At 72.7% G+C, this 20210-nt stretch carries 16 protein-coding genes and 1 tRNA gene; 7 read left to right on the forward strand and 10 right to left on the reverse strand.

All coding sequences use genetic code 11. From position 1 onward, the window contains the following. Positions 1-11: 11 nt before the first annotated feature. Positions 12-1088 carry an adenylate/guanylate cyclase domain-containing protein gene (locus KG102_RS03820; protein ID WP_249667460.1) on the forward strand — a complete coding sequence of 359 codons (1077 nt, stop codon included), beginning with the start codon at positions 12-14 and terminating at the stop codon, positions 1086-1088. Between the two features lie 244 nt (positions 1089-1332). Continuing rightward, positions 1333-3093, forward strand: coding sequence for an HNH endonuclease signature motif containing protein (locus KG102_RS03825; protein WP_213363033.1), 1761 nt, complete (start codon positions 1333-1335; stop codon positions 3091-3093). Between the two features lie 156 nt (positions 3094-3249). Here KG102_RS03825 and KG102_RS19020 read toward each other — a convergent pair whose 3' ends face one another. Next, a complete protein-coding gene (locus KG102_RS19020; protein WP_407645197.1) occupies positions 3250-4230 on the reverse strand; it encodes a pentapeptide repeat-containing protein in 981 nt (326 codons plus the stop codon). Positions 4231-4308: 78 nt separating this feature from the next. Here KG102_RS19020 and KG102_RS19025 point away from each other — a divergent pair, with 78 nt between their 5' ends. Continuing rightward, on the forward strand, positions 4309-4779 hold the full coding sequence (locus KG102_RS19025) for a peptidoglycan-binding domain-containing protein (RefSeq protein WP_407645198.1): 471 nt from the start codon (positions 4309-4311) through the stop codon (positions 4777-4779). Between the two features lie 116 nt (positions 4780-4895). On the opposite strand, the gene KG102_RS03840 is transcribed toward KG102_RS19025, so the two are convergent. Next, complete coding sequence (locus KG102_RS03840) at positions 4896-5636, reverse strand: SOS response-associated peptidase (RefSeq protein WP_208290435.1); 741 nt, start codon at positions 5634-5636, stop codon at positions 4896-4898. Between the two features lie 72 nt (positions 5637-5708). Here KG102_RS03840 and KG102_RS03845 point away from each other — a divergent pair, with 72 nt between their 5' ends. Further along, positions 5709-7088 (forward strand): multidrug effflux MFS transporter, encoded by a 1380-nt coding sequence (locus KG102_RS03845; RefSeq protein ID WP_372438466.1) that lies wholly within the window; start codon positions 5709-5711, stop codon positions 7086-7088. 79 nt (positions 7089-7167) lie between these two features. Here KG102_RS03845 and KG102_RS03850 read toward each other — a convergent pair whose 3' ends face one another. The 6 genes from KG102_RS03850 to KG102_RS03875 all read right to left on the reverse strand — a co-directional run bounded on the left by KG102_RS03850 (position 7168) and on the right by KG102_RS03875 (position 15078). Next, positions 7168-8388, reverse strand: a complete 1221-nt coding sequence (locus tag KG102_RS03850) for a pyridoxal phosphate-dependent aminotransferase (protein ID WP_208290433.1) — start codon at positions 8386-8388, stop codon at positions 7168-7170. Positions 8389-8717: 329 nt separating this feature from the next. Beyond that, positions 8718-9245, reverse strand: a complete 528-nt coding sequence (locus KG102_RS03855; RefSeq protein ID WP_208290432.1) for a hypothetical protein — start codon at positions 9243-9245, stop codon at positions 8718-8720. A gap of 139 nt (positions 9246-9384) precedes the next feature. Beyond that, positions 9385-12102, reverse strand: a complete 2718-nt coding sequence (gene adhE / locus KG102_RS03860) for a bifunctional acetaldehyde-CoA/alcohol dehydrogenase (protein WP_372438458.1) — start codon at positions 12100-12102, stop codon at positions 9385-9387. Between the two features lie 188 nt (positions 12103-12290). Further along, positions 12291-12932, reverse strand: coding sequence for a class F sortase (locus KG102_RS03865; protein WP_208290430.1), 642 nt, complete (start codon positions 12930-12932; stop codon positions 12291-12293). Beyond that, the gene (locus tag KG102_RS03870) at positions 12929-13942 is read right to left on the reverse strand and encodes an ice-binding family protein (protein ID WP_208290429.1); all 1014 of its coding nucleotides are present in this window, start codon (positions 13940-13942) and stop codon (positions 12929-12931) included. The genes KG102_RS03865 and KG102_RS03870 overlap by 4 nt, the downstream gene beginning before the upstream one ends. 260 nt (positions 13943-14202) lie before the next feature. Continuing rightward, entirely contained in the window at positions 14203-15078 is an 876-nt protein-coding gene (locus KG102_RS03875) for an NAD(P)H-binding protein (protein ID WP_208290428.1), read from the reverse strand. A 110-nt stretch (positions 15079-15188) separates the two neighbouring features. On the opposite strand from KG102_RS03875, the gene KG102_RS03880 reads away from it, so the two are divergent. The 3 genes from KG102_RS03880 (at position 15189) to KG102_RS03890 (ending at position 19305) form a co-directional block, all read left to right on the forward strand. Next, positions 15189-17420, forward strand: coding sequence for an esterase-like activity of phytase family protein (locus tag KG102_RS03880; RefSeq protein ID WP_208290427.1), 2232 nt, complete (start codon positions 15189-15191; stop codon positions 17418-17420). Positions 17421-17625: 205 nt separating this feature from the next. Further along, positions 17626-18561, forward strand: coding sequence for a PfkB family carbohydrate kinase (locus KG102_RS03885; protein ID WP_208290426.1), 936 nt, complete (start codon positions 17626-17628; stop codon positions 18559-18561). Positions 18562-18984: 423 nt separating this feature from the next. After that, complete coding sequence (locus tag KG102_RS03890) at positions 18985-19305, forward strand: hypothetical protein (protein ID WP_208209797.1); 321 nt, start codon at positions 18985-18987, stop codon at positions 19303-19305. Positions 19306-19376: 71 nt separating this feature from the next. On the opposite strand, the gene KG102_RS03895 is transcribed toward KG102_RS03890, so the two are convergent. Together KG102_RS03895 and KG102_RS03900 are read right to left on the reverse strand one after the other, a co-directional pair. Continuing rightward, positions 19377-19452, reverse strand: a tRNA-Arg gene (locus tag KG102_RS03895). A 50-nt stretch (positions 19453-19502) separates the two neighbouring features. Next, positions 19503-20153 (reverse strand): FadR/GntR family transcriptional regulator, encoded by a 651-nt coding sequence (locus KG102_RS03900; protein WP_208209796.1) that lies wholly within the window; start codon positions 20151-20153, stop codon positions 19503-19505. Positions 20154-20210 lie beyond the last annotated feature (57 nt).

Raw genomic sequence — 20210 nt, forward strand, 5'->3', positions numbered from 1 at the left:
ACCCTCGACCCGTGCCGGAAGACCGATCGCAGGAGCTTGATTTCGTCGAGTCGACGGTGGGAGAGCTCGACGCCGAGCTCCTCGGCGGCCCACGCACCCTGAGCGCCCGAGACCTGGCGGACCGCGCCGGCATCGACGTGGACGTGGTGCGGGGCTTCTGGATGACGATGGGTCTGCCGCACGCGGACCCGGACGAGCGGATCTACACCGAGCGCGACGCCGAGGCGATCGAGCGCGCGGCCGCGCTGATCCGCGAGCACGGCCTCGACCTCCGCACCGTCATCACCGTCACGCGCGCCCTCGGCCACACCTCCGACCGCCTCGCGCTGTGGCAGGTGGAGGCCCTGGTCGAGGACATGGCCGACCGCTACGAGCTCGACGACACCTCGGCGCGGCTGCTCGTCCTGGACCGGCTTGCGTCGCTCGCGCCGGTCCTCGAGGCGCAGCTGGTGCACTCCTACCGCAGGCAGCTCGCCGCGATCGCGGGGCGCTATGCCGCCGAGTTCGGTCAGCAGCGCGGTCCGGGGCCTGACCGCTCCGCCCTGCCGCTGGCGCGCGCCGTCGGGTTCGCGGACATGGTCTCGTTCACCCGCCGCACCGCCGGCCTGGGCTCCACCGACCTCTCCCAGTTCGTCCAGCGCTTCGAGGCGGCCGCGCGCGACATCGTCTCCGCCAACGGCGGCCGGGTGGTCAAGACGATCGGCGACGCCATCCTGTTCGTCGCCGACAGCCCTGCCACCGGCGCACACATCGCGCTCGGCCTCGCGGACACGCTCGGCAAGGAGATCGACGTCGACCGCGAGACGACGAGCGGGGGCCTGTTCGAGGGTGCACGCGGCGTCACGCCCGTGCGGGTCGGGCTGGTCTGGGGGCGGGTGCTGTCGCGGTTCGGCGACGTGTTCGGGCCGGACGTGAACCTGGCGGCGCGGCTGACCGACATCGCCGAGCCGAGCACGGTCCTGGTGGACGGGGCGACCGCTGAGGTGCTCGGGGCCGATCCGCGGTTCGTGCTCGAGCCCCGGCCGTCGCGCCGGCTGGCGGGGATCGGGACGGTGGCGCCCGTGCGGCTGAGGGCGGCGGAGGCGTAGGGCGGTCGTCGGGCCGCTGTTGTCGATGCGGTGCGGGCTGACGCTGCCGCACAGGCCGGGCGTCCGGTGATGGGGCGTCGCGCTACTCGTCCATGGGTGCGCGCGTTGCGGATCCTCACGGTTCGTTGGCCGCCCGCTCTGGGCGGTTCGGTGCCGCCGCCGTTCGTGGCTGCAGGCCGTGGACGGGGCCGTCGCGGTCCGGTGGCTGCGGGCTGTGGGCGGCTCGGTGAGGTGGCCTGTGGATATGTTTGTGCAGGTCAGGGCATTGATCCGGATGTCCGGTTCGAGTAGAATCGCACGTATGTTCGATACGGTGGTGCGGGTCGGTGAGGTGGCGGCGCGGGTGCGCGACGCCGCCGCCGACCTGGCTGCCGTGTCCCGGGCCAGCTCGGGCTGGAGCGCTGCGGAGCGTGCCTCAGCGTTGGCCGCGGTCGCGTCGGGGCAGGCTGCGTTGGCCGAGGCGCGGGCGCACCTGCTGGTCGCCGACCGTCAGGCCGGGGACACCGTGCGCCCCGGGGACCGCTCGTTCGAGGCGGCGCACGCCCGGGCCTCGCGGGCGGGTCTTGGTGAGGCGACGCGGCAGGTGCGTCAGGCCGACGCGTTGGTCTCGATGCCGGTGGTGGCTGCGGGGGTGCGGGAGGGGTCGGTGCCGTTGCCGCACCTGGACGCGTTGGCTCGGGTCGCCGCGACCGCGTCCCCGCAGGTCGCGTCTGTCCTGCGTGCCCCGGACACCCAGCAGGCGGTGCTGGCGATGGCCCGGACCCGGTCGGCGCCGGACTTCGCCCGGGCGTTGGCCCGGTTCGTGGCCACCCAGGACCCGGCCGGGGTGCAGGGCGAGCACGACCGGCAGTACCGGGAACGGTTCTTGTCGTTGTCCGCCCAACCTGACGGGGTGTTCCTCAAGGGCCGCCTGGACCGGGTCGCCGGGGAGAGCCTGCGGGTGGCGTTGGACGCGATGGGCCAGTTCGGTGACCAGACCCGCTCCCCAGGCCAAGCAAGCGCGGACGCGTTGACCATGCTCGCGGAGAAGGTCTGCGCCGGAACCGGCCCGGTGCGAGCGGCGGCCGGATCGAGTCTCTCTGGCGCCGATGGCGCCGCCCCCACCGCTGGTGGGGGCGTGGGTGAGGCTGCGGGCGCGGCCGGTGCGGCCGTGTCGGGGATGGTGCCGCGTCCGCACGTGTCGTTGCTCGTGTCGGCCGAGACTGTCGCGGAGCTGATCGCCCATGAGAGGGCCGGGGCGGATGTGGTGGCCCCGCCGATCGCCCTGCCGTGGGGGACGGTGGCGCCGGCGACGTTGGAGGACGGCACCCCGGTGGCGATGTCCGAGCTGGCCCGGGTGCTGTGCCAGGCCGACCTCACCCGGATCGTGCTGTCCGCCGAAGGTGTCCCGCTGGACGTGGGCCGCACCAAGCGGTTGTTCAGCACCGCGCAACGCCGGGCGGTGGTCGCCCGGGACGGGCAGTGCGTGTGGAACGGGTGCGAACAGCACGCCTCCCGCTGCGAGGTCCACCACATCACCTGGTGGGCCCGCGACACCGGCCCGACCTCGGTGGCCAACGCTGCACTGTTGTGCCGGTTCCACCACTCCGAAGTCCACCGCCTGCACCTGAGCATCCACCGCCAGGAAAAGCCCCCGGGCTGGACCAGACGACAACGCACCAAGGCAGCGGCGGCTGGACGAGGTGACGGTGCAGGCGTCGCCGATGGCGACCGCGCCGGCCCCGACGGATGCGCTGGTGGTGAGCGGGGTGACCCCAACCGACGCGCTGGTGGTGAGCGGGGTAACTCCGACGGGCGCGCTGGTGGAGAACGCGGCGGCTCTGACGGGCGCGATGGTGGCGAGCAGCGCGCTCGCGCTGAGCGCGGCGGCGGTGAGCGGGGTGAGCCCGGCGGGCACGGTGACGGCGCCTGGGGCGAGCCCGCAGGTCGGCAGCCGATGCGGTACGTCTTCCTCAACACCCGCGGTATCGCTGTCAACTCACCTCATGGGTGCCTGTCCGGCTGACTCTCGTGGCCGCGCGGTCGAGCCCAGGCGAAGGGCTCGGCTCGTCCGCGGGGGTGAATGCTTGCCCGGACGACCTGAAACTCCCCACGTACCGGACAGCCGTCCAGGCTCGTGGTGCGCAGGACGAAAGTCCTACCGAGGGATGCCGATAAGCGGCTAGAGGCCACCTGCTCCGGGGCGGTCCGAACAGAGAGGTGCCGACACATGTCTGCACGCATGTCTGCCCCCCGTGCCCGGCGCATCGTCGCCGCGGGCGTTATCGCCGCCGTCCTGACCGCCGGGAGCGTCGGCGTCGCCGCCGCGACGCCCCTCGACGGCCCGGACACCGGTGTCGGGGCACTCGCCGACGAGGGCGGTGCCGGCGGTGGCGACGCCCCGGCTCCCGCCGCCGAGGATGGCTCGGGTGAGGACGTTCCGGCCGAGGACGGTTCTGGCGAGGACGGTTCGGCTGAGGACGGTTCGGCTGAGGACGGTTCCGGTGAGGACGGTTCGGCTGAGGACGGTTCCGGTGAGGACGGTTCGGCTGAGGACGGTTCCGGTGAGGACGGTTCTGCCGAGGACGGTTCCGGTGAGGACGGCTCGGCTGAGGACGGTACCGACGAGGACGGTTCCGACGAGGAGCCGCCCGCGGATGTGGTCGTCGTCGCGCCGACCGTCGCGGACGCCACCGTCCAGGCCATCGCCGGTGAGACCACTGCGATCGACCTCGACGCGTACGTCACCGCGGGCAGCGGCGAGATCGTGGGCATCGACCTCGAGGAGTGGCCCGGGGACCGCGCCAACGCCGACTACGACTGGGACACGCACGTCCTGACCGTGTCGCCCTGGGAGGGTGGCACGTTCACCGCCCAGTTCGTCGCGGTCGGTCGCACTGCCGGTGCCAGCGGCGCCGACGAGCGCTCCAGCACGGGGACCCTCACGATCGTCGTCCCCGAGCCCGTCGACCCGGTCGTCTCCTGGGCGCAGACCCCTGCCGCGTCGACCACGTCGACCTCCGCTCGCTTCACGGTCAACGTGGACCCGGGCGAGTTCACCCTCGGCTACGTCGTGGACCTGCCCCCGGGTGCGCAGTCGGCGTCGCCGGTCGAGGTCCAGGGCAACACCTTCGAGGTCACCGGGCTCGCGGTCGGCCGCCACACGGTCGGCGTGAGCGTCCAGCGCGGCGCCGGGACGAGCTGGCTCGAGTACACGTGGGAGGTCGTCGGTTCCGCGCCGGTGCTCGCCGCCGACGCCATCCCGGCGGCGACGATCCGCGCCGGCATCAGCCGCGGCGCGTCCGGTGAGTCCGTCGCGATCATCCAGCGGGTCGTCGGCACCCCCGCGGACGGTCGCTTCGGCGCCGCCACCCGCGCGGCGGTCGTGGCGTTCCAGCGGGCGCACGGCCTCGTCGCCGACGGGATCGTCGGGCCGCTCACGTGGGCCGCGATCGTCAGCGTCGCCAACGGCGGGACGGGCATCGCCCCGGTCACCGCGACGTCGATCCCTGCGGCGCAGATCGCACGCGGCATCTCCCGCGGCGCCTCGGGCCCCTCGGTCGCCATCGTGCAGCGGATCGTCGGCGCGGACGCCGACGGGCGCTTCGGACCGCGCACACAGGCTGCGGTCCGTGCGTGGCAGAAGGCGCACGGCCTCGTCGCCGACGGCATCGTCGGTCGCCTGACCTGGGCGGCGATGGTCGCACGCTGACCTGACCCGCACGACGGAGCCGCCCCCACCGTGACCGGTGGGGGCGGCTCCGTCGTCTGCGGGATCAGGTGATCACGAGCGACGTGGCGGGCCAGGGCCTGGTCGTGCACGGCGGTCTACGAGGTCTCGCCCTCCGGCTCGACCTCGTCGACGAGCGACGGACCGTTGTTGGCCACCGTGTTGACGGCCGTGGACACGGGCGTCGCGACCATGGTCGGCGCCGGTGCGTCCAGCAGCTCCGCAGCGTCGTCCGCGCCGACGGCCGGGTCGAGCCAGGCGGACCACGCCTCCCGGCGGAGCATGAGTGGCTGCCGGTCGTGGATGTGTGCGAGCTCGTCCGAGGCCGGGCGGGTGATCACCGTGGCGCTGACCACCCAGCGGGCGGGGTCGTCGTCGGCCTTGGTCGGGTCCTTCCAGAACTCGTACAGACCCGCGAGCGCCACGACGTCCCCGTCGGCGGGGTGCAGGTAGAACGGTTGCTTGCGCTGGGTCGGCGCTCCGGGCTCGGGCTTCTTCCACTCGTAGTAGCCGTCGGCCGGCAGGAGGGCGCGGCGCGCTGCGAACGGACGGGCGAACGCGGGCTTGTCCGCGATCGACTCCACGCGGGCGTTGATCATCCGGTTGCCCACGGAGATGTCCTTGGCCCAGGAGGGGACCAGTCCCCAGCGCGCCACGCGCAGCTGGCGCGTGATCTCGCCCGTCTGCCTGTCGGCGCGCTCGACGACCATGCGGACGCCGTCGGTGGGGGCGACGTTCCACGACGGGCCCAGGAGGCGCACGTCGTCGGCGACCGTCGCGATGGCGAACTCGTCAGCCAGGGCCTGGTTCTCGCGGAAGGAGGCATATCGACCACACATGGGTACCAGCCTGCCAGGGATGACCCACATCACCGCCCGCTCGGATCGAATCGATTCGCGAAATGTGGGATTATTGAGCCGATGACTGACCGGACCACACCCGCCGCCACGACCGACGCCTCGGCCGCCGCTGTCGCGACACACGGAACAGCGAACGCCGCGGGCACAGCAGACGCCGCGAGCGCGGCACGCACGCCGGGTACAGCAGACGGCGCGGGTGGTGCGAGCACCGGCTCCGCGGAGGCCGCCGCCCAGTTCCGGCCGAACGCCAGGTACGTGCTGCTCCTGGGGCTCATGTGCGCCCTGCCGGCCGTGTCGACCGACATGTACCTGCCCTCGCTGCCGGACGTGGCGCGGGACCTGAACACGTCGGCCACCGCGGCGCAGCTGACCATGACGGCGATGCTGATCGGCGGCGCCGCTGGCCAGCTCGTGATCGGACCGCTGTCCGACCGCTTCGGCCGGCGCAAGCCGGTGCTGATCGGCGTCGCGCTGCACATCGTCACGTCGCTGCTGTGCGCGATCGCGCCGGCGATCGTGCCGCTGATCGCGCTGCGCACGATGCAGGGCTTCTTCAACGCGTCCGCGACCGTGGTCGCCATGGCGATCATCCGGGACCGCTTCGTCGGCTCCGACGCCTCTCGGCTGATGTCGCGGCTGATGCTGGTCATCGGGGTCGCCCCGCTGTTCGCACCCTCGCTCGGCGGCCTCGTCGCCGGGCAGTGGGGCTGGCGCGCGGTGTTCGTGGTGCTCGGGGTGTTCGGCGCCGTGCTGTGGGTGGTCGTGTGGCGACGGCTGCCGGAGACCCTGACGCCCGAGCGTCGACGCCACGGCGGGCTGCGGACGGCGCTGAGCGGCTACCGCGCGCTGCTGTCGGACCGGCACTTCGTCGCGCTGGCGATCCTGCCCGGCCTGGGCATGGCGGTGCTGATGAGCTATGTCGTGGCCTCGCCGTTCGTGCTCCGCGAGGGCTACGGGCTGTCGGCCACGGAGTTCTCGCTGCTGTTCGCGGTCAACGGCGTCGGCCTGGTCGCGGGTGCGCAGGTGAACGCGGCCCTGGTCCGGCGGGTCGCGCCCATCCGCATCGTGCGGGTCGTCCTGCCGATCTCCCTCGGGCTCACCGCGGTGCTGCTGGCGCTCGCGCTCACCGGCTGGGGCGGGCTGGTCGCTCTGCTGGTGGTGCTGTGGCTCATCCTGGCGCTGGTCAACTTCGTGCCGCCGAACGCCTCGGCGCTCGCACTGACCCGGCACGGGGAGATCGCGGGGACGGCCGCCGCGGTCATCGGCTCGCTGCAGGCCGGCGTCGCGGGCGTCGTGAGCCCGCTGTCCGGCCTGCTCGGTGGCGACGCGGTCGCGATGGCGTCCGTGATGGTGGGTTCCGCCCTGCTCGGCCTTCTCGTGCTCGCGCTGGCGACGCCGGCCTACCGACGGGACGGCGCCTGGTCGGTCTGACCGCGCAGGTCGGACCGCGCAGGTCGGACCGCGCAGGTCGGACCGCGCCGACCGCACCGCACGCCCGCGGCGCCGCCGGTCAGCGCCGGAGCGCCGCGAGCCGGTCGACGGCGTCCGCCAGCACGTCCTCGCGCTTGACGAACGTGAACCGCACCCACGACCGCAGCGCCTGGTCGACAACCGAGCCCGCGTGCGTGAAGGCGGTCACGGGCACGCCGACCACGCCGGCCAGGCGCGGCAGGTCGCGGCACAGGGTCACTCCGTGGTCGTACCCCAGCGGCGCGGCGTCCGCGAGCACGAAGTAGGTGCCCTGCGGCCGCACGACCGCGAACCCCGCGGCCTCCAGCCCGGCGCAGAGCAGGTCCCTCCGCCGGGACAGCGACGAGGCGAGCTCCGTGACCCACGCCGCGACGTCCGGGTCGCGCAGCGCGAAGGCGATCGCCGGTTGGAACGGTGCCCCGTTGACGTACGTGAGGAACTGCTTGACGGTCCGCACCGCGGTCACCAGGGCCACCGGCCCGGTCAACCAGCCGATCTTCCACCCGGTGAACGAGAACGTCTTGCCGGCCGACGAGATCGTCAGCGTCCGTGCCGCCATGCCCGGCAGGGTCGCCATGGGGACGTGCTCCCCGGCTGAGCCCTCGAGGACCAGGTGCTCGTACACCTCGTCGGTCACCACGAGGGCGTCGTGCTCGACCGCGAGCCGAGCGATCGCGGCGAGCTCCTCGCGCGAGAGCACCGAGCCGGTCGGGTTGTGCGGGGTGTTGACCAGGACGAGCCGGGTCCGGGGAGTGAACGCGGCGGCCAGCGCGTCGAGGTCGAGGCGGAACCCGTCCGCGGTCGCGACCAGGGGAGCGGTCGTGTGGGTGGCGCCCGCGAGCGCGATGACCGCGGCGTAGGAGTCGTAGAAGGGCTCGAGCGTGAGCACCTCGTCGCCGGGGCCGGTCAGGGCGAGCACCGTTGCCGCGATCGCCTCGGTAGCCCCCGCGGTGACCAGGACCTCGGTGTCCGGGTCCCAGTGCAGCCCGTACCGCGACCCCTGGTGGGCAGCCACCGCCTCGCGCAGGGCGGGGATGCCGGGGCCGGGCGGGTACTGGTTGGCGCCCGCCGCGATGGCGTCGGCTGCGGCGCGGGCGACGGAGGCGGGCCCGTCGACGTCGGGAAAGCCCTGCCCGAGGTTCACCGCACCGGTCCGCGCGGCGAGCGCGGACATCTCCGCGAACACGGTGGCCCGCGCGGTGCCGTCGTCACCGAGGAGCCCCGTCGCGCGGGCGACGTCCTGCCAGCGGGGAGCGGTCATGCTCAGAAGATTAGGCGGTGAGCGGGGACGGACCCGTCGACGACGGGCCCGGGACGGGAGCGCTCAGCTCACCAGTCCGGCCGCGGCGGTCAGGCCCGCGACCACGACGAGAGCAAGCGATGCCCAGGCTGTGACGACCCACCACTCCACGTGGTGTCGCCGCAGAACCCGCTGCGCCTGTCGATCGGCCATAACTAGAAGATCGGCACGCGCTGTCCCACGTACAACGTCCCGCGCCGTCGGGTGTGGAATTCACCCGGCGAGCACGCAACGAATCGCCGGCGAGCGACAGGACGACACCGATGAGCGTCGCCGAGGAGCGCCGTCGATCAGCTCCCGGCGCTGGCCTCGAGCTTGTCGCCGAGCGTGGTCAGCTGGCGTGCGAGCTCGTCGAGGGAGTCCGCGGCGGACCCGGCGGCGTTGCCCTTGGCGGCGTCGAGCTCGGTCGTGGCGTCGGCGACCTGCGCCCGGGCGTCGGCGAGCGCCTCCTGCGACGCGGCGGCCCCCTCGGCCTGGGCCTTGTCCAGCGCGGACTTCGCGTTGGCGACGGCGGTCTCCGCGTCGGTGACGGCGGTCTGCGCGTCGGCCCGGACCGACTCGTCGAACGACTCGAGCTGCGCCTTGACGTCGGCGACCTTCTGCTCGGCGGCGTCCGCCTCGGCCCTCGCGTCGTCGAGCTGGGCCCGCAGGCCGTCCACGGCGCTGCGCGCCTCGCCCGCGGCGTCCTTCGCCTGCTGGGCGGCGTCGTCGATCTCGGCGTCGGAGCACGCGGTCAGGGTCAGCGCGAGCAGCCCGGCGGCGAGCGGTGCACAGGCACGGGCGAGGCGTGAGCGGGACGGGCTCGTCGGGTTGGGCATCGGGGCCTCCGGGTGGCTTCGGGGGGTGCGGTCCGGTCCCACAGTGTGCCCGTCGCGGGGCCGGCCCGCCCGTCGGGTGGCCCCCGGACGCGTCGACGCCCCGCCGGCGCGAACGCGGGCGGGGCGTCGGGGCGGGGAGTCAGACGGCGGGGAGGGGATCCCGCTCGTCGGTGCTCTGCCCGCTGCGGCGCGCACGGACGTCATCCAGCGACGTGCCGTAGTAGGCCGCGGTCATCAGGTCCTTCATGTCGTCGATCATCGGCATGCGCGGGTTCGCCGGGGCGCACTGGTCCTCGTAGGCCCCCATCGCGACCTCGTCGAGCCGCGCGAGGAACTCGTGCTCGTCCACCCCCTGCGCGTGGAACGAGGACGGGATCCCGACCCGGGCCCGCAGCGACTCGACGGCCAGCGCGTAGGACTCGACGCCCTCCGCGGGGGTGGCCGCCGGGAGGCCGAGCATCTGGGCGAGCTGCTGGAACCGCTCCGGCGCGACGTAGTGCTCGTACTTGGGCCAGCTGGTGAGCTTGGTGGGGACGGTGCCGTTGTACCGGATCACGTGGGGCAGCAGGGTGGCGTTCGTGCGGCCGTGCACCAGGTGGTAGGTGGAGCCGACCACGTGGGCCATGGCGTGCACGATGCCGAGGAACGAGTTGCCGAACGCCATGCCGGCGATCGTGCCCGCGTTGTGCATGGTCTCGCGGGCGTCCTGCGTGGCCGGGTCGGCGGGGTCACCGTTCACCGACGTGGCCAGGTTGTCGAAGATCAGTCGCACGGCCTGCATCGCCATGCCGTCGGTGAAGTCGTTGGCGTAGACGCTGACGTAGGCCTCGGTGGCGTGCGTGAGGGCGTCGAAGCCGGAGTCCGCCGCGAGCGACGGCGGCATCTTCGCGGTCAGGATCGGGTCGATGATCGCGACCGACGGGGTCAGCGCGTAGTCGGCCAGCGGGTACTTCTTGCCCGCGTCCGGGTCGCTGATCACCGCGAACGGCGTCACCTCGGCCCCCGTGCCCGACGTCGTCGGGATGCACACGAGCTGCGCCAGCTCGCCCAGGACGGGGAACTTGAAGGCGCGCTTGCGCACGTCGAAGAACTTCTGCTTGAGGTCCGAGAAGTGGATCTCCGGGTGCTCGTACAGCAGCCACATGACCTTCGCCGCGTCCATCGGCGAGCCACCGCCCAGCGCGATGATCGTGTCGGGACGGAAGTGGCGCATCTGCGCGGCGCCGGCCTGGACCGTCTTGACGGACGGCTCGGCCTCGACCTGGTCGATGATCTGCAGCGCGACCTTGTTGGAGCGGCGGCCCAGCACGTCGAGGATCTTGTCGACGAACCCCAGCGTGGTCATGGTCGCGTCGGTCACGATCGTGACGCGCTCGACGTCCGGCATGTCCGCCAGGTAGCGGATCGCGTTCGGCTCGAAGTACGTCTTGGCGGGGACCTTGAACCACTGCAGGTTGTTGTTCCGTCGGCCGATCCGCTTGATGTTCACCAGGTTCACCGCCGAGACGTTGTTGGACACGGAGTTGTGGCCGTACGAGCCGCAACCGAGGGTCAGCGACGGGATGAACGAGTTGTAGATGTCACCGATCCCGCCCAACGACGAGGGCGCGTTGGCGATGATCCGCACGGCCTTGATCCGGCTGCCGAACTCCTCGGTGAGGGCGTCGTCCTGGGTGTGGATGGCCGCGGAGTGGCCGAGGCCGTCGAACTCCACCATCTGCTCGGCGAGGCGGATGCCGTGCTCGGTGGACTCGGCGCGCAGGACGGCCAGCACGGGCGCGAGCTTCTCGCGCGTCAGCGGCTCCTGAGGACCGACCCCGCCGACCTCGACCATGATGATCGAGGTGTCGTCCGGCACGGTGAACCCGGCCCGCTTCGCGATCCACTGCGGGGACTGACCCACCACGGAGGCGTTCAGCTTGGCGTCGCCGCAGTTCTTGCCCTCGGCCTCGACGCCGAAGATGAAGGTCTCCAGCAGGGCCTTCTCGGTCGCGTTCGCCCGGTACGCGTGCAGGATGTCGAACTCGGCCATCGCGGCGTCGTAGATGACGTCGTCGATGATCACGGCCTGCTCGGACGCGCACACCATCCCGTTGTCGAACGCCTTGGACAGGACGACGTCGTTGACTGCCCTCTTGAGCTTCGCCGACTTCTCGATGTAAGCCGGTACGTTGCCCGCCCCGACGCCGAGCGCTGGCTTGCCGCACGAGTAGGCCGCGCGGACCATGGCGTTGCCGCCGGTGGCCAGGATGAGCGCGACGCCGGGGTGGTTCATGAGTGCGGTGGTCGCCGTGATCGACGGCGTCTCCACCCACTGGATGCAGTGCTCGGGCGCACCCGCGGCAACCGCGGCGTCCCGCACCACGCGAGCGGCGGCGACGGACGACTCCTGCGCGCTCGGGTGGAAGGCGAACACGATCGGGTTGCGCGTCTTGAGCGCGATGAGCGACTTGAAGATGGTGGTCGACGTCGGGTTGGTCACCGGCGTGACGCCGCAGATGACGCCGACGGGCTCGGCGATCTCGGTGATGCCGCTGAGGTCGTCGCGGTGCACGATTCCGACGGTCTTGAGCGTCGCCATCGAGTGGGTCACGTGCTCGCACGCGAAGATGTTCTTCACGGCCTTGTCCTCGAACACGCCCCGGCCGGTCTCGTTGACCGCGAGGAGGGCGAGCTCGCCGTGCTTGTCCAGGGCGGCGACCGACGCCTTCTTCACCAGCTGGTCGATCTCGGCCTGGTCGAATCGCGCGTACTCGGCCAGGGCCTTGGCGGCCTGGGCCACCAGCTGGTCGATCGCGGGTGCGGGGTCGTTCTCCACGGGGGCGGTCCGCCCCGTCGTGGTTGCTGTGCGGGACACGGTCTGAGCCTTGACGGTCACCGTTCTTCTCCCTGTCGATGCCTCGGCCGACGTGCGACCCGGTGCTCTCGACGGTACGGACGTGGATCGTCCGTGTGGTGGGCCGAACGTCCCCTCATCCCGCGGCGCCGTCGTGACGGTGCGGGTGCACCCCGGTCGACCTGGGCCGGGCGCGACCGGTCCCGGCGTCAGACGACGAGCTCGGCGAACGCGATGACGTTGTCCTCGTAGTGGCCGGTGCTCCGGTCGAACTCGCCGCCGCAGGAGACGACCCGCAGGCCGGCGTGGTCGAGGTCGCCGTAGACGAGGTCGGTCGGGAAGGCGTCCTTCGGGTAGCTCTCGACCGCGGTGGTGCGGAACACGGCCACGGAGCCGTCCGCGCGGGTGACGCGGACCTCGTCGCCGACCGCGAGCTCGGCCAGCCGGAGGAAGACACCGGGGCCCGTCACCCAGTCGATGTGGCCGACGATGATCGCGGGCCCCAGCTCGCCGGGGGTGGGCGCACCGGAGAACCACCCCGCGGGGAACGCTCCCGGCGGGACCTCGAGGGTCCCGTCGGCCTGCAGCCCGAGCTCCATGAGCTCCGAGTCCACCGCGATGGTCGGGATCTCCACCCGCACCGGGACCGAGGCCGCCATCGCCGGTGCGCGGGTGGGCGTGACCGGGGGGACGTCGCGGGGTGTCGGGGCGGACGTCGCGCCGGCGGAGGGTCCGGCGGACTGTCCGGCCGCGGGTCCCGGCGAGGGCTCGTGGGAGCCGCACGCGCCGAGCGCCAGGGCGACGGCCAGCGCGACCAGAGCGGCGGCGGTGCGGCGGCCCGCCCGCGTCATCCGCGCTGGCGGCGACGCGCGCGGGTCACGAGCAGCGCGGCCGCCGCGAACCCGGCGAGCGTGAGGGTGACGAGCGCCGAACGGTCGGCGGCCGTGGTGCTGCTGCCGTCGCCGGCGGCGATGCCGCCGCGCGGGACGACCGGCACCTGACGAGCGCTCGCGGGCGCCGCGGCGGCAGCCGCGCCGTCCGGGGCGCCGACCACGGGTCCGCCCGGGGCCGGCACGGTGGGAACCGGGACGGTGGGGGTGGGGGTCGGGGCGCCGGGTGCACCGGCGCCCGTGCAGTCGGGCAGGTCGATGGTGTTGCCGATGAGGGTCACCTGGCCGGACTGCGACATCGCCCGCCCGGTCAGGGTGGCGCCGGCACCGAACGCGATGGTGGCCTCGGCGAGGATGGTCCCGGCGAACTGCGCGCCGGCCTGGATGGCCGCACTGCTGGGGACGCGCCAGTAGAGGTTGCAGGCGGTGGCGCCGTCGACGAACGTGATCGAGCTGCCCGCGCCGGCGAGCAGCGTGGCCGTCGACTGGAAGATGAAGACCGCCGCAGGGTCGCCGTTGGCGTCGAGCGTCAGGTTGCCGTTGAGCTCGATGACGCCGCCCGTGTCGTAGACGCCGGGCTCGAGGGTCAGGCCGGCCAGCTCGACGCCGGCGAGGGGGTCGGGTGTCTGCGACGAGGCGGAGCCGTACGCGGTGACCAGGTCCAGCTTCGCCTGCTGGGTGACCACGTCGCCACCGTGGTTGACGGCACCGTCGACCAGGACGAGCGACCCCGGCACGGAGGCGGTGGGGAAGCTGCCGACGTCGCCGCCGACGACGGTCGTGCCCGTGCTGGTGACGCCGGCGTAGGCGAGCACGGCGAACGACGCGCCGGCGCCGAGCGGGACCGGCGTGCCGATGTCGGCGTGCGCAGCGGACGGGATGGTGGCGAGCGCCGTGCCGACGATCGCGGCGGTCAGCGCGGTGCGCACGCCCGTGGTCCGGCTGCGCTCGGGTGTGGTCGGGAGAGTCATGAGGTCCTCCGGAAAATGGGATGCGGCAACGGCTACGTCGGCATCGGGCGGAGGCGCCAGGGTCCTGGCTCAACCCGGACGGAGGGCCGTCCGGGGCGGGGCCGCCGGAGCAGCCAATGCATGTGGGGGACTGCACACAATGTGCGTCCTACGCAAAGAATAGACGTATTCCACGAGGAGCGACAGCGGGGGAAATCGCCCAGGAGGGCGCAATTCGGCGTCGAATTCCCGTCATTCGGTCGTGGGTCCTCGGTACCGGGTCACCCTGCCACGGCAGGCCGGAGGAACTCGTGGGCCCAGGAGCCGAGCGTCGTCGGTGTGGTGGTGGCGATGCTGCGCGGGTCCGCCGGTTCGAAGCCGTCCTCGAAACCTCGCGTCATGCCCAGGAGCGAGTCGATCTGCGCCGCCGTCAGGCCGAACTGGGCCAGCTGGCGTGCCTGGTCCTGCTCGCTGACCTGCTGCGCGACGACGGTCCGGCCGATGGCGTCGCTGATGATCGCCGCGGCCTGGGCGAACGACAGGTCCGTCGGGCCGTGGACGCCCACACTCTGCACGCCGTGCCAGTCCGCCGAGAGGAGCCGGGTCGCCGCGACGGTGGCGATGTCGAGCGGCGCGACCCACGCGAGCGCGCTGTCCACGGAGCGGGTGGTGGTCAGCACGCCGGCCCGGATGGCGTCGACGTCCATGAGGAGATTGCTGAAGAAGAAGCCGCTGCGCAGATGCGTGACATCCGCGCCCGTGGCGTTCAGCAGGTCCTCGGTCAGCCCCAGGCCGTCGATCTCGCCGAACCCGTGCCTCGCCTCCGCGCCGACGCTGCTCTGGAACACGACGCGGGGGATCCGGTTCGCGGTCACGGCGAACGCTGCCGACTCGCCCATGCGCCGGTACCCGTCGAGCGGGTCGTCGTCCTGGGTCTGCGGGTCGACCCAGTACAGCGCGTCGGCGTCCCGCGTCGCTGCGGCCACCGCCTCCCGATCGCCCTGGTCGAGCTCGACCACGTCGCAGACCGCCCGCAGCGCCGCGTCGACCCGGGAGGCGTCCCGGGCCAGCAGCCGCGGCGGCGTGCCCGCCCGCACGAGCATCGGGGCGAGCAGCGAGCCGACGTTGCCGGTGGGCGTGGTGACGACGATCTTCACGGGCCGAGCCTAGGGAGAGCCTGTGACATCCGCTCCGCGACCACAGGAGTTCTCCGGAACGTCGCCCGGAGGTCTGGTGCGCGCCGCCTCGAAGGAGTTCTCTGGACTGCATGAGACGAAGCGCTGCAGTCACTGTCCTCGCGGCGGCGATGACCGTCGCGCTCCTGGCGCCGGCGACGGCCGGCGGTCGCGGGGGTGGTGGCGGTGACGACCGCGGCCGGCACGTCGTCCAGCCCACCCTGGTCGCCCGCGCGACCCTGTCCGCGGACTTCATCGCGCCGGGTCCGCCGTCGGGCGCGGCGGCCACGCCCGCCAACGGTCGACAGGGCCCGTTCCCCGGCCAGGTGGTCCCGGGGTTCTCGGGCATGGTCGACGCGGGGGACGGGACCTTCTGGGGTCTCACGGACAACGGGTTCGGCAGCAAGGCGAACTCCGCGGACTTCCTCCTGCGCCTGTACCGCGTCACGCCCGACTGGCAGACGGCCCGCGGGGGAGCCGGCCAGATCCAGGTGGGGGAGTTCATCTCGCTGCGGGACCCGGACCGCCGGATCGACTTCCCGATCGTCAACGACGCCACCCCGGACCGGCTGCTCACCGGCGCCGACCTCGACGTCGAGTCCGTCGTGCGGGCCAAGGACGGCACGTTCTGGATCGGTGAGGAGTTCGGTCCGTTCCTGCTGCACGTCGACGCGTCGGGCAAGCTGCTCGCTCCGCCCGTGCCCTTCGTCGGGGGGAAGTCGCCGCAGAACCCGTACCTGGAGCCCGGCGAGACCCCGAACATCCGGGCGAGCCGCGGGTTCGAGGCGCTGGCCTCCTCCCGCGACGGCCGCCTCCTGTACCCGATCACCGAGGGCGCGTTCGTCGACGACCCGCAGCAGCGCCGCCGGACGATCTACGAGTTCGACACCGCCGCCGGCAGCTACACCGGACGCACCTGGGCCTACCAGACCCATCGGGACGCGAACCTGGTCGGCGACGCGTTCATGACGGGACGCGGTGAGCTGCTCCTCATCGAGCGCGACGACTTCGAGGGACCGGCGTCGGTGGTCAAGCGGGTCTACCGGGTCGACCTGCGCAGGACCGACCCCGACGGCTACCTGACCAAGACGCTGGTGCTGGACGCGCTGAAGATCGCCAACCCCGACCGCCTCGGCTCGGGCGACGGCTACGGGACCGACGACCCGTTCGCCCTGCCGGTGCAGTCCTTCGAGACGGTCGTGCAGCTGCGCGACGGCCGGCTGCTCATCGCGAACGACAACAACTACCCGGGCAACGCGGCCCGGATCCCCGGGACGCCCGACGACACGGAGATGGCCCTCATCGACCTGCGCACGGTGCGCACGCCGCACGCCTCCGACGTGACCGTCGTCGGCCACCGCGGGGCGAGCGGCTACCGGCCGGAGCACACGCTCGCGTCCTACGAGACGGCGATCCTGCAGTGCGCCGACTACATCGAGCCCGACCTCGTCGCGACGAAGGACGGCGTGCTCGTCGCCCGGCACGAGAACGAGATCGGGGGGACCACCGACGTGGCCGCCCGACCGGAGTTCGCCGCGCGGCAGGTCACGAAGGTCATCGACGGGCGCAGCGTGACCGGCTGGTTCACGGAGGACTTCACGCTCGCGGAGCTCAGGACCCTGCGGGCCAGGGAACGCCTCCCGGAGGTGCGGCCGGCGAACACCGCGTTCGACGGGCTCTACGAGATCCCGACCCTCGACGAGGTGCTCGACCTGGCCCGGCACTCGGTGAGCTGCGACGGCCGGCAGGTCGGGGTCTACCCGGAGACCAAGCACCCGACGTACTTCGACTCGCTCGGGCTGTCCCTGGAGGAGCCCCTCGTGGCCCAGCTGGCGGCCGACGGGCTCGACGGCCGCCGCGCACCGGTGATCATCCAGAGCTTCGAGACGGGGAACCTGCGCCAGCTCGACTCGATGACCAGGGTCCGCCTGGCCCAGCTCGTGGACTGCTCGGGCGCGCCCTACGACCTGGTGGTGGCGGGTGACCCGCGCACCTATCGGGACCTGGTGACGCGTCGAGGGCTCGCCGAGATCTCCCGGTACGCGGACGGGGTCGGCCTGTGCAAGGACCTGATGATCCCGCGGACGGCCGACGGCAGCCTCGGAGCGCCGACGCCGGTGATCAGGGACGCGCACCGGGCCGGCCTCGAGGTCCACGGGTGGACGTTCCGTCGGGAGAACCAGTTCCTGCCCGCGCAGTTCCGCAGCAGCGCGGACCCGAACGCGCCCGGCGACCTGGCCGGGGAGATCCGGGTGTTCGTCGGCGCGGGCATGGACGGGCTGTTCAGCGACAACCCCGACATCGCCGCGGCCACGGTGGGCTGACGACGGCGGACGACCAGTCGGGACGCAGCGGGTGAAATCCGTCTCCCACGTCACCTGTTCGCGTCCCGGAAACCCGCCGAAACCCGATGGAAACTCCGCGCGTGCCACCCTCGCAGGGAGCTCCCGAGGCCCGGTTCGAGCCGGCTCCCGGGCCTCGGGATGCCCACACGAGCACCCGTCCCCTAGGCCGTGAGCTGAGGAACCGATGAACCGACCCGACGTCCTCGTGATCGGCGAGGCCCTGATCGACGTCCACGACGACGGCATGACCGTCCGCGAGCGCGTGGGCGGCAGCGCGGGCAACGTCGCGGTGGGCCTGGCCCGGCTCGGGCGCGACACGCTGCTGCACACCGCGATCGGCGCTGACGAGCACGGCCGGGAGATCTCCGCGTACCTGGCGGCGTCCGGCGTCGGGCTGTCGCGTTCGTCGGTCACGCAGGGCGCCTCGTCCGTCGCCCGGGCGGTGCTGCGGGTGGACGGCTCTGCTCGGCACGACTTCCGGATCCACTGGGCGCCCGCCGCGGACCCCGGGACCCTGTCGGCGCGCTGCGTGCACGCCGGCTCGATCGCGGCCTATCTCGAGCCGGGTGCCGGTACGGTGCTGGACCTGGTGACCGGCTCCTACGGGCGGTCGCTGATCACGTTCGACGCCAAGGTCGAGCCGGCCCTGGTGGGTCCGCGCGAGGCCGCCCGGCGGCGTGCGCTCGAGTTCGTCGCGCTCGCGGGCATCGTCAAGGCGAGCGAACGGGACCTCGCCTTCCTGTATCCCGACGACCACCCGCTCGACGTCCTGCGCGACTGGGTCGGGCGCGGACCCGATCTCGCCGTGCTGACCCGCGGCCCACGCGGCGCGACGGCTGTGACCGCACGCGGGATCGTCGACGTGCCGGGCATCCCCGTGCTCTACGCGGAGGCCGGGGTGGGGGGCGGCGACGCGTTCATGTCCACGCTGATCGACAGTGCCCTGACCCTCGGGTCGGATGCCGGCATGCGCTGGGTTCGCTCGGGCGCGCCGGTCGTCGAGCAGGTGCTGGCGCGGTCGGTGCAGGCTGCGGCGCTCACCGTCGCGCGCCTCGGTGCGGTGCCGCCGACCGCCGACGAGCTCGCGTCAGCCGGGCCCGAGGCGCTGACGGCCGGCTGAGCGCCCGCTGCCGTCCGGCCGGCTCCACGTCACGAGCCGTCTTCGCGACGTTCACGGACCGCGACCAGCATGGGCGTACAACAAGGCGCTGCCGATGCTGCAGGACGTCGTCGGCGGGGGTCGCGGCGGCTCAGGAAAACACCCTCCTGCTCCGGACCGAGCGCGAGTAGGTTCGAACCAGCTCCTCGAGCCCCCGCTCTTCTCGGGTCGAGGAGCCACGACCGTCGCGCCGTCCACGCCGCCCGCATCGATGCGGGCCCTCGGGTCGACGTCGACCACGTCCCGTCCGCGGCGCACCGGACGTCGTAGCCCCAGCCCGAGCCGATGACGGGCAGGTCGGTCAAGCACCGGTGGATCAGCCGACCGAAGCCGTCACGTACGTCAAGTAGCCCGACCCGCATCCGGTCAGACAGGGGGAACATCGTGTCGCAGTCCATCCGGCTGATCTACCGCAACCAGCAGGGGCGCATCCCGAAGAACTTCAACTGGGACCCCATCACCAAGCGCTCCGCGGTCGTGATCACCGCGGCGGAGTGGAAGGCCGGGCGAGATCCCATCGATGCGACCGGCCGCCCGCACGTGGGGGACGCCGACGTCTACGTGACCAACATCGGGCCCCACGACCCCGAGGGCGCCACGGGCGGTGTCGAGTTCGTCCTGCACGTGGACTGGGGCAGCCCTCTGCACATCCAGGTCACGATCACCGTCCTCGACCCGGTCGAGGACGTCCTGGTGGTCGGGTAGGCGCGCGGCGCCTCCGGAAACCGGAACGAGAAGAGCCGTACCGCTGGGCTCAGCGGTACGGCTCGTTCGTGTGGTGCCCGCGAAAGGACTCGAACCTTCGACCTTCTGCTCCGGAGGCAGACGCTCTATCCACTGAGCTACGCGGGCAAGGCACCGACCCGAGGGTCGATTCGGTGCACGACACTACCAGCCGTCGCTCACTCCCCCAGCAGCGCGGACAGGTACCGGGCGGTCTCGTCGGCCGCGGTCTGGTCGTCGCCCGCCACGATCGCCTCGACCAGGTGGTCGTGCGCGTCGTGCCCGTGCGCGTCGGTGACGAAGTTGAACCGGATGTTCTCGCCGATCGCGTCGAGCAGGTTCTCGTAGAGGGTGACCAGCAGGGGGTTGGCGCCCGCCCGCACGATCGCCCGGTGCAGGCCCAGGTCCGTGGCGACCATCGCCTCCAGATCACCGGCGTGGTAGGCGGAGGCGCGCTCGTCGCGCAGCTCCAGCAGGCCCGACGCGTCCGCAGCGGTGCGCCGCCGGGCCGCGAGCCGGGCGGCCTCGACCTCGAGGGCACGACGGACCTCGACGACGTCGCGCTGGCGGGCGTCGGCGATCTGCCGGCCCATCGTGACCGCGAGCTCGGAGCGGGACAGCACGTAGGTGCCCGAGCCCTGCCGGCGCTCCAGCAGGCCGGCGTGCACGAGGGACTGCACCGCCTCGCGGACGGTGTTGCGACCCACCCCGAGGAGGTCGACGAGGGCGGGCTCGGCGGGGATCCTCGTCCCCACCGGCCACTGCTGCGATTCGATCCGTTCGCGGAGCTCGTCGACCGCGGTGTCGATCAGTCCGGTGCGTCGCACCATCCGGTTAGGCTCCGTTCCGAGGCATGCGGTGCAGTCAACACTGGCGGTCGGGCGCAC

The organism is Cellulomonas fengjieae (genome assembly GCF_018388465.1).
Classification (GTDB): domain Bacteria; phylum Actinomycetota; class Actinomycetes; order Actinomycetales; family Cellulomonadaceae; genus Cellulomonas; species Cellulomonas fengjieae.

Bases quoted from the DNA above. Each gene is read 5' to 3' on its own strand.
- KG102_RS03840 (WP_208290435.1), bottom strand. From the start codon at position 5,636: ATGTGTGGTCGATATGCCTCCTTCCGCGAGAACCAGGCCCTGGCTGAC.
- KG102_RS03855 (WP_208290432.1), bottom strand. From the start codon at position 9,245: ATGCCCAACCCGACGAGCCCGTCCCGCTCACGCCTCGCCCGTGCCTGT.
- KG102_RS03825 (WP_213363033.1), top strand. From the start codon at position 1,333: ATGTTTGTGCAGGTCAGGGCATTGATCCGGATGTCCGGTTCGAGTAGA.
- KG102_RS03870 (WP_208290429.1), bottom strand. From the start codon at position 13,942: ATGACTCTCCCGACCACACCCGAGCGCAGCCGGACCACGGGCGTGCGC.
- KG102_RS03880 (WP_208290427.1), top strand. From the start codon at position 15,189: ATGAGACGAAGCGCTGCAGTCACTGTCCTCGCGGCGGCGATGACCGTC.
- KG102_RS03885 (WP_208290426.1), top strand. From the start codon at position 17,626: ATGAACCGACCCGACGTCCTCGTGATCGGCGAGGCCCTGATCGACGTC.
- KG102_RS03900 (WP_208209796.1), bottom strand. From the start codon at position 20,153: ATGGTGCGACGCACCGGACTGATCGACACCGCGGTCGACGAGCTCCGC.
- KG102_RS03850 (WP_208290433.1), bottom strand. From the start codon at position 8,388: ATGACCGCTCCCCGCTGGCAGGACGTCGCCCGCGCGACGGGGCTCCTC.
- KG102_RS03865 (WP_208290430.1), bottom strand. From the start codon at position 12,932: ATGACGCGGGCGGGCCGCCGCACCGCCGCCGCTCTGGTCGCGCTGGCC.